Consider the following 14,401-nt stretch of genomic DNA (forward strand, 5'->3'; position numbering starts at 1 on the left):
TGGACGTACTGCACCCATCTCAGGTTGTGGAGAACCGTTTGTCCACAGCCTGAGGGGCCCTGTAGCCAAAATGTGCCGACGACCGAACAATCGGTAGGTGAGGCGCATCACAACCGACGCGTCTCCCGTAGCCACTCCTACGAGGAGGTGCCGTCATGACGGTCATGGAGCAGCGGGGCGCTTACCGGCCGACTCCGCCGCCGGCCTGGCAGCCCCGCACCGACCCCGCGCCGCTGTTGCCCGACGCGGAGCCGTACCGCGTCCTCGGCACCGACGCGGCCGCGCAGGCCGACCCGGAGCTGCTGCGCCGGCTGTACGCCCAGCTGGTGCGCGGGCGTCGCTACAACGTCCAGGCCACCGCCCTCACCAAGCAGGGCAGACTCGCCGTATACCCCTCCAGCACCGGCCAGGAGGCCTGCGAGGTCGCCGCCGCGCTCGCCCTCCAGGAGCGGGACTGGCTCTTCCCCAGCTACCGCGACACCCTCGCCGCCGTCGCGCGCGGTGTGGACCCCGTCGAGGCCCTCACCCTGCTGCGCGGCGACTGGCACACCGGCTACGACCCCTACGAGCACCGTGTGGCGCCTCTGTGCACCCCGCTCGCCACCCAGCTCCCGCACGCCGTGGGCCTCGCGCACGCCGCCCGCCTCAAGGGCGACGACGTGGTCGCGCTCGCCATGGTCGGCGACGGCGGCACCAGCGAGGGCGACTTCCACGAGGCGCTGAACTTCGCCGCCGTCTGGCAGGCTCCGGTCGTCTTCCTCGTGCAGAACAACGGCTTCGCGATCTCCGTACCGCTCGCCAAGCAGACCGCCGCTCCCTCACTGGCCCACAAGGCCGTCGGGTACGGCATGCCGGGCCGCCTGGTCGACGGGAACGACGCGGCGGCCGTGCACGAGGTGCTGACCGACGCCGTACGGCACGCGCGGGAGGGCGGCGGCCCCACCCTCGTGGAGGCGGTGACCTACCGCATCGAGGCGCACACCAACGCCGACGACGCCACCCGCTACCGCGGCGACGCCGAGGTCGAGACCTGGCGCGAGCACGACCCGATCCAGCTGCTGGAGCGCGAACTCACCGCGCGCGGGCTGCTCGACGAGGACGCGAAGCAGTCCGCGCGGGACGCCGCCGAGACGATGGCCGCCGACCTGCGCGCCCGCATGAACCAGGACGCGGTCCTCGACCCCATGGACCTGTTCGCCCACGTGTACGCCGAACCCACCCCCCAACTGCGGGAACAGCGGGACCTGCTGCGGGCGGAGCTCGAGGCCGAGCACGCCGACCAGGAGGGTACGCACCGATGACCACCGTCGCCCTCAAGCCCGCCACCATGGCGCAGGCCCTCACCCGCGCGCTCCGGGACGCGATGGCCGCCGACCCGACCGTGCACGTCCTGGGCGAGGACGTGGGCACTCTCGGCGGCGTCTTCCGGGTCACCGACGGGCTCGCCGCGGAGTTCGGCGAGGACCGCTGCACGGACACCCCGCTCGCCGAGGCGGGCATCCTCGGCACGGCCGTCGGCATGGCGATGTACGGGCTGCGGCCGGTCGTGGAGATGCAGTTCGACGCCTTCGCCTATCCGGCGTTCGAGCAGCTCATCAGCCATGTCGCCCGTATGCGCAACCGCACCCGCGGCCGTATGCCCCTGCCGATCACCGTCCGGGTGCCCTACGGCGGCGGCATCGGAGGCGTCGAGCACCACAGCGACTCCTCCGAGGCGTACTACATGGCGACCCCGGGCCTCCATGTCGTCACGCCCGCCACGGTCGCCGACGCCTACGGTCTGCTGCGCGCCGCCATCGCCTCCGACGACCCGGTCGTCGTCCTCGAACCCAAGCGCCTGTACTGGTCCAAGGACTCCTGGAACCCGGAGGAACCGCAGAGTGTCGAACCGATCGGCCGCGCGGTGGTGCGGCGCCCGGGCCGGAGCGCCACGCTGATCACCTACGGGCCGTCGGTGCCGGTCTGCCTCGAAGCCGCCGAGGCGGCGCGCGCCGAGGGCTGGGACCTCGAGGTCGTCGACCTGCGTTCCCTGGTGCCCTTCGACGACGAGACGGTCTGCGCCTCGGTGCGGCGGACCGGCCGCGCGGTCGTCGTCCATGAGTCGGGCTCCTTCGGCGGCCCGGGCGGGGAGATCGCGGCCCGCGTCACGGAGCGCTGCTTCCACCACCTGGAGGCGCCGGTGCTGCGCGTCGCCGGGTTCGACCTCCCGTACCCGCCGCCGATGCTGGAGCGCCACCACCTGCCCGGCGTCGACCGCATCCTGGACGCCGTGGCGCGGTTGCAGTGGGAGGCGGACAACTGATGGCACAGGTACTGGAGTTCAAGCTCCCCGACCTCGGGGAGGGACTCACCGAGGCGGAGATCGTCCGCTGGCTGGTCCAGGTCGGCGACGTCGTCGCCGTCGACCAGCCGGTCGTCGAGGTCGAGACGGCCAAGGCGATGGTCGAGGTGCCCTGCCCCTACGGCGGTGTGGTCACCGCCCGCTTCGGCGAGGAGGGCACCGAACTGCCCGTCGGCGCCCCGCTGATCACGGTCGCGGTCGGCGCGCCGGCCTCCGGCGGCCCGGACGTGCCCGCCAAGGGGGCCGAGGGGTCGGGCAACGTGCTCGTCGGATACGGCACCTCGGAGGCACCCGCGCGCAGGCGCCGGGTCCGGTCGGCGCGACCGGAACCCGCCGCTTCCGTGACCGTCGCCGCCGCCCCGGCCGCCCCCGCAGCCCCGGTTCTCCCGGGCGTTCCGGCCGAGGCGTCCGCCGGCCCCGTCCCCGTGATCTCCCCCCTGGTGCGCAGACTCGCCCGGGAGAACAACCTGGACCTGCGGGAGCTCACGGGCTCCGGGCCCGAGGGGCTGATCCTGCGGGCGGACGTGGAGAACGCGCTGCGGGGGGCCGTACCCCGGGAACAGGCGGCACAGCCGTCGCCCGGATCCTCCGCTCCCGCGGGAAGCCGCCGCATCCCCCTCAAGGGCGTCCGGGGTGCAGTCGCCGACAAGCTCTCCCGCAGCCGACGCGAGATCCCCGACGCCACCTGCTGGGTGGACGCCGACGCGACGGAGCTGATGCGGGCCCGGGCGACGATGAACGCGTCCGGCGGGCCAAAGATCTCTCTCGTCGCGCTGCTCGCCCGTATCTGCACCGCGGCGCTGGCCCGCTTCCCGGAACTCAACTCCACCGTCGACCTGGCGGCCCGGGAGGTCGTCCAGTTCGACCACGTCCACCTCGGCTTCGCCGCGCAGACCGAGCGGGGACTCGTGGTGCCCGTCGTCCGCGACGCGCACGCCCGGGACGCCGAGGGACTCACCGCGGAGTTCGCGCGGCTCACCGAGTCGGCCCGGGACGGCCGCCTCACCCCCGCCGACCTGACCGGCGGCACCTTCACCCTGAACAACTACGGGGTGTTCGGAGTCGACGGCTCCACGCCGATCATCAACCACCCCGAGGCGGCCATGCTCGGTGTCGGCCGCATCATCCCCAAGCCGTGGGTGCACGAGGGCGAGCTGGCGGTGCGCCAGGTCGTCCAGCTCTCGCTCACCTTCGACCACCGGGTGTGCGACGGCGGAACGGCCGGCGGCTTCCTGCGCTACGTGGCGGACTGCGTGGAGCAGCCGGCGGTGCTGTTGCGCACCCTGTGATTGCGGGCGTGCCCCGGCGATTCGCGCGTTTCCCGTGATCGGGCGGGCCCGCATCCCCGGGGCGGCCCGCATACTCGGGGGGTGACCTCGAACGAGCCCGCCGCCCACGACGCCGTTGTGCTCGCCGGTGGCGGCGCCCGCCGGCTCGGCGGCGCCGACAAGCCGGGCGTGCGGGTGGGCGGGCGCGCGCTGCTCGACCGGGTGCTCGGCGCCTGCTCCGACGCGCGCACCACCGTCGTCGTCGCCGACCCCCGCCCCACCGCGCGGCCCGTGCGCTGGGCACGCGAGGACCCGCCCGGCGCGGGACCCGTCGCCGCGCTCGACGCGGGGCTGCGCCACACCGCGGCGGACGACGTCCTCGTCCTCTCCGCCGACCTGCCCTTCCTCGCGGCGGACACCGTACGGCGCCTGCTGACCGCCCTGCGCGCCGGCGCGGCCGAGGGTGTGCTGCTCACCGACGCCGACGGCCGTGACCAGCCGCTCGTCGCCGCGTACCGCACGGCCGCACTGCGCCGCGAGCTGGCGGTGCTCACCGCCGGCGAAGGCGGCCTCACCGGACTGCCGCTGCGCCGGCTGACCGCCGGACTCGACCTCACCCGCGTCCCCGACCCGGTCGCCTCGTTCGACTGCGACACCTGGGACGACATCGCCGCCGCCAGGGCACGTATCAGGGAGCATGACCACGTGTTGGATGAATGGATTTCCGCAGTCAAGGACGAGCTGGGCATCGACCTCGACGTCGACACCGGCGCCCTCCTCGACCTCGCCCGCGACGCCGCCCACGGGGTGGCCAGGCCCGCGGCCCCGCTGACCACCTTCCTGGTCGGCTATGCGGCCGCCCAGGCCGAGGGAGGCCCCGAAGCCGTCGCCGAGGCCGCCCGCAAGGCCGCCGCGCTCGCGCTGCGCTGGGCGGAGGAGGCCGAGCAGGAGAAGGCCGAGCAGCAGGAGGCCGACAAGCCCGGCGGCTCCGGACCGGACGCCGGATGACCGCCCGCGGTACCCGGCAGGGCCTCGACGCCGAGGACCTCGACGTCGAGGAGGCGCTCGCCCTCGTGAAGGACGGCAACGGCACCGCCCGCCCGGCCGACGGCCGCAGCCCCGCACAGCGCGAGGGCGGCGGCCACGCCACTTCGCCCTCCTCCCCCTCCCCCTCCCCCTCCTCCTCGACCCGGACCCCGGAGACCGCTCACCGGGCCGACGCCGCCGAGCACCGCCACCAGGAGACCTCCTGGCCCGAGGCCCGGAAGATCGCCGCCCGCGCCGCACGGTCCGGCGCCGCCCGCCTCGCCCCCGTCTCCGTGACCCTCGGCGACGCGCTCGGCCTCGTTCTGGCCGCCCCACTGACGGCCCTCACCGACCTGCCCTCCTTCGACACCTCGGCGATGGACGGGTGGGCGGTCGCCGGCCCCGGCCCCTGGCACGTACGGGAAGAGGGCGTGCTGGCCGGGAGCGCGACGCCCGTGTCCCTGGCCGACGGCGAGGCCGTGCGGATCGCCACCGGCGCCCGGATCCCCCCGGACACCACCGCTGTACTGCGCAGCGAGCACGGCCGGACCGACGACAACGGCCGGCTGCACCCGACCCGCGAGATGCAGCACGGCCAGGACATCCGCCCACGGGGGCAGGAGTGCCGTAGCGGGGATCAGTTGCTGCGTGCCGGGGCGGTGGTGACCCCGGCCGTCCTCGGCCTCGCCGCGGCCGCCGGGTACGACACACTGGCCGCCGTCCCCCGGCCCCGGGTCGAGGTGCTCGTCCTGGGCGACGAACTGCTCACCGAGGGCCGTCCGCACGACGGCCTCATCCGGGACGCGCTCGGTCCGATGCTGCCCCCGTGGCTGCGGGCGATGGGCGCCGAGGTCACCGCCGTACGCCGGCTCGGCGACGACGCGAAGGCACTGCACAAGGCCATCACCGCATCCGGCGCCGATCTCATCGTCACCACCGGGGGCACCGCCTCGGGGCCCGTCGATCACGTGCACCCCACCCTGCGCCGACTCGACGCCGAACTCCTCGTCGACGGCGTCAAGGTGCGCCCCGGTCACCCCATGCTGCTGGCCCGCCTCAAGGAGGACCAGCACCTCGTCGGTCTGCCCGGCAACCCCCTCGCGGCTGTCTCCGGTCTGCTGACGCTCGCCGAGCCGCTGCTGCGCACCCTCGCCGCCCGACCGGCTCCCGAGCCGTACGCGCTGCCGCTGCGGCAATCCGCGCACGGGCACCCGCACGACACCCGGCTCATCCCGGTCGTCCTGCGGGGCGACCATGCCGTGCCGCTGCACTACAACGGCCCGGCCATGCTGCGGGGGATCGCGGCGGCCGATGCCCTTGCCGTCGTACCGCCGGGCGGCGCACGCGCGGGTCAGGAGGCGGAGCTCCTCGACCTGCCGTGGGCGACGGCCGGCATCGACGCCTGTTTCACGTGAAACAGTCCTGATCCATCCGTGTTTCACGTGAAACGGCACAAGCTTCGCATCAGCTCGCCTCCTGTTTCACGTGAAACATCGTCATGCCCGCTCGGGGGCCGGGACGGCTCGGCTGACCGTGATCACGCGGTCCCCCAGTTGGAGACGGGTGAGCCGGGGGTCGGTGTAGTCCAGCATTTCCTTGCCCCGGACGACGGCCACGACCAGGTCCGCGCAGCTGCGGGGTGCCTCGCCGATCTCCGCCTTGCTGACCGGCCGCTCGATGAGGTCCAGGCCGTTGCCGATGGTCATCAGGCTCTCCAGGGTCCTGGCCACGGTCGGGCTGATCATCGAGACGCCGAGCAGCCGGCCGGCGGAGCTGGAGCTGGTGATCACGGTGTCCGCGCCGCTCTGCTTGAGCAGCGGCACGTTCTCGTCCTCCCGGGCGGCCACGACGATCGTCGCGCGCCGGTTCAGCTGCCGGGCGGTGAGGGTGACCAGGGCGGCCGTGTCGTCGCGTTGCGGGGCGACGATCACCCGGGAGGCGGTGTGGACCTCGGCCTTGAGGAGCGTCTCCGAGCGGGTGGCGTCCCCGGTCACCGACACCAGTCCGTCGTCGCCGGCGGCGAGCGCGGACTTGCGCTGGGCGTCCACGATGACGATCCGGTCCTTGGCGATGCCCTGCCCGACGAGGGTCTCCACCGCGTGGCGGCCCTTCGTGCCGTATCCGACGACCACGACGTGGTTGCTGGTGCGGGCCCGCCAGCGGTGGACGCGGACCTGCTGGCGGGTGCGTTCGGTGAGCACCTCCAGGGTGGTGCCGACCAGGATGATCAGGAACACCACGCGCAGCGGTGTGATGACGAGGATGTTGACGAGCCGGGCCATGTCGCTGACCGGGGTGATGTCGCCGTAGCCGGTGGTGGAGAGCGTGACGGTGGCGTAGTAGGCGGCGTCGAGGAGGCCGACGGTCCCGTCCGAGTTGTCGTTGTAGCCGTCGCGGTCGGCGTAGACGATCAGCGTGGTGATGGCCAGCACCAGCAGGCCCATGGCGAGGCGTCGGAGTACCTGAAGAAGCGGAGGGACGGCGATGCGCATGGGCATCGTGATCGAACGGCCCGCCTCGGCGTCGTCCCGGGCTTCGGTGCGCGAGCGGTACCAGAGGGACCTGAAGAGGGAGAGTCTGGCCGGGCCGGCCGGCGGTCGTTCATGGTCCTTCATCGTGTGCCCCCTGTGACGGTGATCCGATCGGTGGGCACCATGGTTCCCGGCGGGCTCCTGCCCGTCATGAAGCAACACGTGTCCATGAGTCAGATATCCATGATCCCGGAGGTCCCCTTGCGCGACCACACTGTCGTCGTCGGCTTCGGTACGAAGGGGCGGTCCGCGATCCGGACGGCCTGTGCGGCGGGCCTGCGCAAGGAGCAGGTCGTGGTGATCGACCCCAGTGCGAAGGTGATCGACGCGGCGACGGCCGAGGGCTACGAGGGCGTGGTCGGGGACGCCACCCGCAGTGATGTGCTGCGGCGGGCCGAGGTGCAGCGGGCGGGGCGGATCGTCATCGCGACCCAGCGGGACGACACGGCCGTCCTCGTGGCGCTGACGGCCCGCCAGCTCAACCCCGGGGCGAAGATCGTGGCGGCGGTCCGCGAGGAGGAGAACGCGCCGCTGCTCAAGCAGTCGGGCGCCGATGAGGTCATCACCAGCGCCGGCGCGGCCGGCCGGCTTCTCGGCCTGTCCGTGCTCAGTCCGGCGGCGGGCAGGGTCATGGAGGACCTCATCCAGCAGGGCGACGGCCTTGACCTCGTCGAACGGCCCGTCACCAAGGCCGAGGCGGGCCGTGGCCCCCGGGAGACGGACGACCTGGTGGTGAGCGTCGTCCGCGGGCATCGCGTCCTCGCCTACGACGACCCGGCGATCGGCGTGCTGGAGCCGACGGACCGGGTGGTCACGATCGTGCGGGTGGGCCCGGACCGTGCCCGGACGCCCCTCGGGACGCCCGGCATGCCCGGCGTCCCACCGCTGCCCCCGGCCTGAGGCGCATGCCGGCGCTACTTGCGGTTGTAGAGCCGCATCGTCACCGGCCCGAAGACCAGCACGAACAGTCCGGCCCACCCCAGCGACCAGGCAATCTCGGCACCGGGCCAGTCACCCGCCATCAGTCCCCGTACCGCCGAGGCCAGATGAGTGACCGGGCTGTTGTTGACGAACGCCTGGAGCCAGCCCGGCATGGTGCGGGGGTCGACGAACACGTTGGACAGGAAGGTGAGCGGGAAGATCACCATCATGCTGACGCCCATCACCGACTTCTCGGTGCGCAGCAGCAGCCCGAACATCGTCCAGATCCACGAGAACGCGAACGAGAAGACGACCAGCAGGGCGATTCCGGCGACCACGCCCGCGAGCCCGCCGTCCGGGCGGTAGCCGAGGACGATGCCGACGGTGAGCATCACGACGGACGCGATCGTGTAGCGCAGCGCGTCGCCCAGCAGATAGCCGACCATCGTCGACGGCCGCCAGATCGGCAGCGACCGGAAGCGGTCGAAGACGCCCTTCTCGATGTCGGTGTTCACCGAGACGCCCGTGTACATCGTGATCATCACGACCGACATCACCAGGATGCCCGGCAGCAGGAACTGGATGTACTTCTCCGGGGACCCGGCCAGGGCGCCCCCGAACAGGTACGTGTACATCAGCACCATCATGATCGGGAACGCCGTGACGTCGAAGAGCTGCTCCGGCACGTGCTTGATCTTGAGGATCGCCCGCCAGCCGAAGGTGAGGGAGGCCGAGAGGGCGCTCGGGCGGGGCGGCCGCTCCTGCGCGACGAGCAGCGCGGCCAGCGACTCGGCGCTGACGGGGGCGAGGTCCTGGACGTCCGTACTGGTCACGGTGCTCATGCCGCCACCTCACCTTTCTGGCCGCGGGTCGGTGTACCGGCATCGGCCGGTGTCCCGGGCTCGGTGTCGGCCTTCGTGTCGTGTCCGGTGAGGGCGAGGAACACCTCGTCCAGGCTGGGCTGGCCCAGGGAGAAGTTGTCGACGACGACCCCGGCCCGGGACAGTTCCCCGAGGGCCCGGGCGGCCTGGGCGGCGGCCGTGTCGCCCACCGCCGCGTCGAGCCGGGCCGTCAGCGCCACCGGGTCCGGCTCCCGCTGGACGTCCGCGTCCAGGGCCAGCCGCAGCACCTGCTCGGCCGCGGGCCGCTGCTCGGCGTCGCGCAGCCGCAGATGGACGGAGCCGGCGCCGACGGACGCCTTCAGCTCGCCCTTCGTGCCCTCGGCGATCACCCGGCCCCGGTCGATGACGGCGATCCGGGACGCCAGCTGGTCGGCCTCGTCCAGATACTGCGTGGTCAGCAGCACGGTGGTGCCCTGTGCGACCACCGCCCGCACGATGTCCCACACCTGGTTGCGGCTGCGCGGATCGAGTCCGGTCGTCGGCTCGTCGAGGAAGAGCAGGTCGGGCGTGCTGAGGATGGACGCGGCGATGTCGATCCGGCGCCGCATGCCGCCCGAGTAGTGCTTGACCTGCTTTCCGGCCGCGTCGGTGAGCCCGAACGCGGCGAGGAGCTGCGCGGACCGCTCCCGGGCGGCCTTCCTGCCGTGCCCGAGGAGCCGGCCGAGCAGCACCAGGTTCTCGGTGCCGGTGAGGTCCTCGTCCACGGACGCGTACTGGCCGGTGAGACTCACCCGGCCGCGCACCTCGTCGGCCTCCCGGACGACGTCGTGACCGAAGACCCGGGCCTGGCCGCCGTCCGGACGCAGCAGCGTGGCGAGCATCTTCACGGTGGTCGTCTTGCCGGCGCCGTTCGGGCCGAGGACGCCGTAGACCGTGCCGGTGGGGACGGCGAGGTCGACGCCGTCCACGGCCCTGGTCTCGCCGAACGTCTTGACCAGGCCCGCAGTCTCGATCGCCAGGCCGGCGGTGTGCTGGCTCATGGGGGTTCCTTCCGCGTACTTGGGCTACGCATGGGGAGACCTTTACCGTCGCCCGAACTCATCGGTGATCGCATCTCGTTTTTCCCGGTCCCCCCGATTTCCGCCGCGGACCATGATCGGGAGCGAGGAGGGGGAGGAGTAGCGTCCCCTTCATGCATGCGATCACGATTCCCGAACCTGGTGGTCCCGAGGCGCTGGTGTGGGACGAGGTCCCCGATCCCGTACCCGGCGCGGGCGAGGTCCTGGTCGAGGTGGTGGCCGGCGCCGTCAACCGGGCCGACATCCTTCAGCGGCAGGGCTTCTACGATCCGCCGCCCGGCGCCTCCCGCTACCCCGGCCTGGAGTGCTCCGGCCGGATCGTCGAGGTCGGCCCCGGAGTCTCCGGCTGGGCCGTCGGCGACGAGGTGTGCGCGTTGCTCGCGGGCGGCGGCTACGCGGAGAAGGTCGCCGTGCCGGCCGGTCAGCTGCTGCCCGTGCCGGACGGCGTCGATCTGCGGCGGGCCGCCGCGCTCCCCGAGGTGACCAGCACCGTCTGGTCGAACGTCTTCATGATCGCCCACCTCCGTCCCGGCGAGACGCTGCTCGTGCACGGCGGCTCCAGCGGCATCGGGACCATGGCGATCCAGCTGGCCAAGGCCGTCGGCGCCAGGGTCGCCGTCACCGCGGGCACCAAGGAGAAGCTGGACCAGTGCGCCGAGCTGGGCGCGGACATCCTGATCAACTACCGCGAGCAGGACTTCGTCGCCGAGCTGAAGCAGGCCACGGACGGCGCGGGCGCCGACGTCATCCTCGACAACATGGGCGCGAAGTACCTGGACCGCAACGTCCAGGCGCTCGCCGTCAACGGCCGCCTCGCGATCATCGGTATGCAGGGTGGCATCAAGGCCGAGCTGAACATCGGCGCGCTGCTCGGCAAGCGCGCCGCGATCAGCGCGACCTCGCTGCGGGCCCGCCCCCTGGGGGAGAAGACGGCCATCGTGGCGGCCGTCCGCGAACACGTCTGGCCACTGCTCGCCGCCGGCCATGTCCGTCCCGTCGTCGACCGCGAGGTCCCGATGAGCGACGCGGCCGAGGCCCACCGGATCGTCGAGGCCAGCAGCCACGTCGGCAAGGTGCTGCTGGTCACGCCCGAGGGCAGGCCCTAGGCCGGCGGCGGCCTCAGGTGCGGCGCAGCCGCAGGGCGGCCAGGGCGAGGGCGATGCCGAGGCCGATGAGGACGAGACCGCTGCCGAGCGGCAGGATCTGGAGCACGGGGCCGTCGGACCCCTCCGGCTGTGCCACGGGACGCCGTGCGGCGTCCCGCGGCGCGCCCGAGGGCACGGGAGCGGCGGCCTCCGGCGACTCGGACGCGGCGGTGTCGTCGGAGAGGTCGCCGTCGCCGCTCCCCTCGCCGGCGTCCTCGCCCGTGCCGTCCTCGCCCTCCGTGTCCTGCGCGTCCCCGTCCGCTTCCTCGTCGGCCTCCTCCTCCGCGTGGTCGCCTGCCCGGCCGGGCCGCTGGCGTCCCTCGCCCGCCCGGCTGCCGGCTCGGTCCGGTTCGGAAGAGGAGGGGGAGGGAGCGGGGGTGGCGGACGCCGACACGGGGGCGTACGACGAGACGGCCGCGTACGACGAGACGCCCCCGTAGGGCAGCACGAGCACGCCCAGCACGCCCACTCCGACGCCCACGCCGGACCGCATCCCGCACAACGCCTGCTGCCATGGAGTCACGTCCGTGACCCCCTCCCGGTGCCCAGTCGCCAAGAAAAGACGCAACAAGCCTCACATCAGGGAACTACTGCCGCATTCCGGACTCCTCCGAACGGAAACAGTGGATCACCTTTCCCGGGGGGTGCCACGGTGATGAGGTGGAGACGTGCGAGAGAATGACGGCATGGAGATGCCGAGGAACGAAAGGTCGCCGGAGAACGCCCAGAAGATCCTGGTCGTAGGTCAGGACGGCATGGCGCTCGGTGACATCGACGCTGACGACGACTCCCGTGAGATCCCGGTGACCGAGCAGGTCGAGCAGCCGGCGAAGGTCATGCGGATCGGCAGCATGATCAAGCAGCTGCTCGAGGAGGTGCGCGCGGCTCCCCTGGACGAGGCGAGCCGGGTCCGGCTGAAGGAGATCCACTCGAGCTCGGTGAAGGAGCTGGAAGACGGCCTGGCGCCGGAGCTGGTCGAGGAGCTGGAGCGGCTCTCCCTGCCGTTCAACGAGGACTCGACGCCGAGCGACGCGGAACTGCGCATCGCGCAGGCCCAGTTGGTCGGCTGGCTGGAGGGCCTCTTCCACGGCATCCAGACCACCCTCTTCGCCCAGCAGATGGCCGCGCGTGCCCAGTTGGAGCAGATGCGCCGCGCGTTGCCGCCGGGAGTGAGCCACGAGGGCGTCGACGACCCGCGCGCGGGCGGCCGTTCGGGCGGGCCGTACCTCTAGAGCGCTGGTCGGGTATCCGTAGCCGTACACACGAGAAGGGCCCGGCGCGTTCGGCGCCGGGCCCTTCTTCCATGACGTCAGACGGTCACGACGCCGGGTTGCCCGTGGAGACCTTGATCTCGATCTCGGGCATGTCCTTCGGGTCGACGTCCGTCCCGGCGGAGGGGAACTGGTCCATGACCGCCCCGTCGCCGTAGGTGTTCTCGTCCACCTTCGTGATCTTGTACGGCCAGCCGGCGGCCTGGAAGCACTCCTTGACCGAGCCGATGTACTTGAACTTGAAGTTCGGCACCCGGATCTTGTCGGGGTCGTTGTACGACTCCTGCGGCTCGGAGCACTCCGTCGACTCGATCGTCTTGGAGGTGTCCGGTGCCCGGTAGTCCGCCGCCTTCGTCGCCGACGGCGAGGAGCTGGTGGTACCGCCCTTGGCGTCGTCGTCGTCGCCTCCGCTCACCGCGAGGCTGGCGATGAGGCCGCCGACCGCCACCACGGCGACGACGGCCGAGCCGATGAGCACCGCCTTGCTGTTCCGGCGGCCACCGCCGCCCGAGGACACCGCGGTGGACGGCTGCGGGCTCAGGTTGTACGCGGGCGGGGTGTGCGGGGCCTGCTGGTGGCCGTACGCCGGCGCGGGCGTCTGGTAGCCCTGCTGCGGGTAGCCGTAGGAGGCGGACGGCGTCGGCGTGCCGTACGGGTTCGGGGTCGGGGCGGGCTGGTAGGGCGTCTGGACGCCGGCCTGGGGCGGCGGGGTGCTCTGGCCGACCGGCGGGAACACCGCGGAACCGACGCCCGCGCCGCTCGACGTGTGCGCGCCCGGGACGATGCTCGGCGGGGCCGCGTGGAAGGAGGCGGCGACCCGCAGGCACTCGTCGCGCATGGCGACAGCGGTCGGAAAGCGCTCGTTCGGGTTCTTCTTCAGCGCGCGGGCGATCAGCGCGTCGACGGCCGGCGGCAGCGCCCGGTTGACCGAGGAAGGAGCCACCGGCTCCTCCTGCACGTGCGCGTACGCGATCGCAAGCGGCGAATCGGCCTCGAACGGCAGCCGCCCGGTGACCAGTTGGAACAGCATGATGCCGACCGAGTACAGGTCGGACCGGGCGTCCACCGCACGCCCCAGGGCCTGTTCGGGCGAGAGGTACTGCGGGGTGCCGACGACCATGCCGGTCTGTGTCATCGAGGTGACCCCGGACTGCATCGCGCGCGCGATGCCGAAGTCCATCACCTTGACCACGCCACGCTTGGTCATCATCACGTTGCCGGGCTTGATGTCGCGGTGGACGAGCCCCATCTCGTGGCTGATCTCCAGCGCCGCCAGCACGTCCGCGGTGATCTTCAGCGCCTTGTCGGCGGGCATCGCGCCCTGCTGCCGTACGTCCTCGTCGAGCACGGAGCCGAGCGGGCGGCCCTCGATGTACTCCATGACGATGTACGGCGTCGTCAGCCCCTCGACGTCGTCCTCGCCGGTGTCGAAGACGGAGACGATGTTGGTGTGCGTGAGCTTGGCCACGGCCTGGGCCTCGCGGCGGAAGCGCTCGCGGAAGGCCTGCTCGCGGCCGAGTTCGGTGTGCAGGGTCTTCACCGCGACCTGACGGTCGAGCACGGCGTCGTACGCGAGGTGCACCGAGGCCATGCCGCCCTCGCCGAGCAAGTCGCGCAGCTGATACCGGCCGGCGGCGAGCGCCCGCCCCGCGTACCGGCCCTGCGCGCCGTCCTGGCTCATCTTCTGCGTCCCCCGTAGGCCCTCAGGCGCCGTTGACTGTCGTTGATCGAAAGTGCTATTCCCGGCCAAGTCTGCCGTAGGGCACTGACACGTCAAGCTCGGTGCCCGTTCCGTGACCCTACGAGAAAGAAGCGTCGCGGAAGCGTTACAGGTGCCGTACGGCCGGTACACAGAATTTGCACGTCGCTACGGAGTACAGATTTGATGGCCGGTCCGTCCCGGACCGGTGCCCGGGCCCGCCCCGGGCGATGTTCCGGGGATCGCCCCGGGCCGGAGGCTTGCGTGGAGGCTGTAGC

At 72.4% G+C, this 14,401-nt stretch carries 12 protein-coding genes and 1 pseudogene; 8 read left to right on the top strand and 5 right to left on the bottom strand.

The window, feature by feature from the left end:
• Positions 1-155 precede the first annotated feature (155 nt).
• The 5 genes from pdhA to G9272_RS22930 all read left to right on the top strand — a co-directional run bounded on the left by pdhA (position 156) and on the right by G9272_RS22930 (position 6,050).
• Positions 156-1,301 carry a pyruvate dehydrogenase (acetyl-transferring) E1 component subunit alpha gene (pdhA, locus tag G9272_RS22910; RefSeq protein ID WP_171398303.1) on the top strand — a complete coding sequence of 382 codons (1,146 nt, stop codon included), beginning with the start codon at positions 156-158 and terminating at the stop codon, positions 1,299-1,301.
• Positions 1,298-2,302, top strand: coding sequence for an alpha-ketoacid dehydrogenase subunit beta (locus G9272_RS22915; RefSeq protein WP_171398304.1), 1,005 nt, complete (start codon positions 1,298-1,300; stop codon positions 2,300-2,302). Before pdhA ends, G9272_RS22915 begins: the two co-directional genes overlap by 4 nt.
• The gene (locus G9272_RS22920) at positions 2,302-3,630 is read left to right on the top strand and encodes a dihydrolipoamide acetyltransferase family protein (RefSeq protein WP_171398305.1); all 1,329 of its coding nucleotides are present in this window, start codon (positions 2,302-2,304) and stop codon (positions 3,628-3,630) included. Before G9272_RS22915 ends, G9272_RS22920 begins: the two co-directional genes overlap by 1 nt.
• 81 nt (positions 3,631-3,711) lie before the next feature.
• The gene (locus G9272_RS22925; protein ID WP_171398306.1) at positions 3,712-4,617 is read left to right on the top strand and encodes an NTP transferase domain-containing protein; all 906 of its coding nucleotides are present in this window, start codon (positions 3,712-3,714) and stop codon (positions 4,615-4,617) included.
• Positions 4,614-6,050: a molybdopterin molybdotransferase MoeA gene (locus G9272_RS22930; protein ID WP_171398307.1), complete on the top strand. Its 1,437-nt coding sequence runs from the start codon at positions 4,614-4,616 to the stop codon at positions 6,048-6,050. The genes G9272_RS22925 and G9272_RS22930 overlap by 4 nt, the downstream gene beginning before the upstream one ends.
• Before the next feature lie 81 nt (positions 6,051-6,131).
• On the opposite strand, the gene G9272_RS22935 is transcribed toward G9272_RS22930, so the two are convergent.
• The gene (locus G9272_RS22935) at positions 6,132-7,250 is read right to left on the bottom strand and encodes a potassium channel family protein (protein ID WP_171398308.1); all 1,119 of its coding nucleotides are present in this window, start codon (positions 7,248-7,250) and stop codon (positions 6,132-6,134) included.
• Positions 7,251-7,367: 117 nt separating this feature from the next.
• Between G9272_RS22935 and G9272_RS22940 the strand changes: the two are divergent.
• Positions 7,368-8,066 (top strand): annotated as a pseudogene (locus G9272_RS22940) (potassium channel family protein); the annotation flags it as partial.
• A 14-nt stretch (positions 8,067-8,080) separates the two neighbouring features.
• Here the strand turns inward: G9272_RS22940 and G9272_RS22945 are convergent.
• Positions 8,081-8,929, bottom strand: a complete 849-nt coding sequence (locus G9272_RS22945) for an ABC transporter permease (protein WP_171398309.1) — start codon at positions 8,927-8,929, stop codon at positions 8,081-8,083.
• Positions 8,926-9,969: an ATP-binding cassette domain-containing protein gene (locus G9272_RS22950; protein ID WP_171398310.1), complete on the bottom strand. Its 1,044-nt coding sequence runs from the start codon at positions 9,967-9,969 to the stop codon at positions 8,926-8,928. The genes G9272_RS22945 and G9272_RS22950 overlap by 4 nt, the downstream gene beginning before the upstream one ends.
• Positions 9,970-10,121: 152 nt before the next feature.
• Between G9272_RS22950 and G9272_RS22955 the strand changes: the two genes are divergently transcribed.
• Positions 10,122-11,114: an NAD(P)H-quinone oxidoreductase gene (locus G9272_RS22955; protein WP_171398311.1), complete on the top strand. Its 993-nt coding sequence runs from the start codon at positions 10,122-10,124 to the stop codon at positions 11,112-11,114.
• A gap of 13 nt (positions 11,115-11,127) precedes the next feature.
• Here the strand turns inward: G9272_RS22955 and G9272_RS22960 are convergent, their stop codons facing one another.
• On the bottom strand, positions 11,128-11,676 hold the full coding sequence (locus G9272_RS22960; protein WP_253267902.1) for a hypothetical protein: 549 nt from the start codon (positions 11,674-11,676) through the stop codon (positions 11,128-11,130).
• Between the two features lie 163 nt (positions 11,677-11,839).
• Between G9272_RS22960 and G9272_RS22965 the strand changes: the two genes are divergently transcribed.
• Entirely contained in the window at positions 11,840-12,385 is a 546-nt protein-coding gene (locus G9272_RS22965; protein ID WP_171402121.1) for a bacterial proteasome activator family protein, read from the top strand.
• Positions 12,386-12,470: 85 nt separating this feature from the next.
• Here the strand turns inward: G9272_RS22965 and G9272_RS22970 are convergent, their stop codons facing one another.
• Positions 12,471-14,105 (bottom strand): Stk1 family PASTA domain-containing Ser/Thr kinase, encoded by a 1,635-nt coding sequence (locus G9272_RS22970; protein ID WP_171398312.1) that lies wholly within the window; start codon positions 14,103-14,105, stop codon positions 12,471-12,473.
• Between the last annotated feature and the right edge of the window lie 296 nt (positions 14,106-14,401).

Origin of the sequence: Streptomyces asoensis (assembly GCF_013085465.1) — a bacterium.
GTDB classification, from domain to species: Bacteria; Actinomycetota; Actinomycetes; order Streptomycetales; family Streptomycetaceae; genus Streptomyces; species Streptomyces cacaoi_A.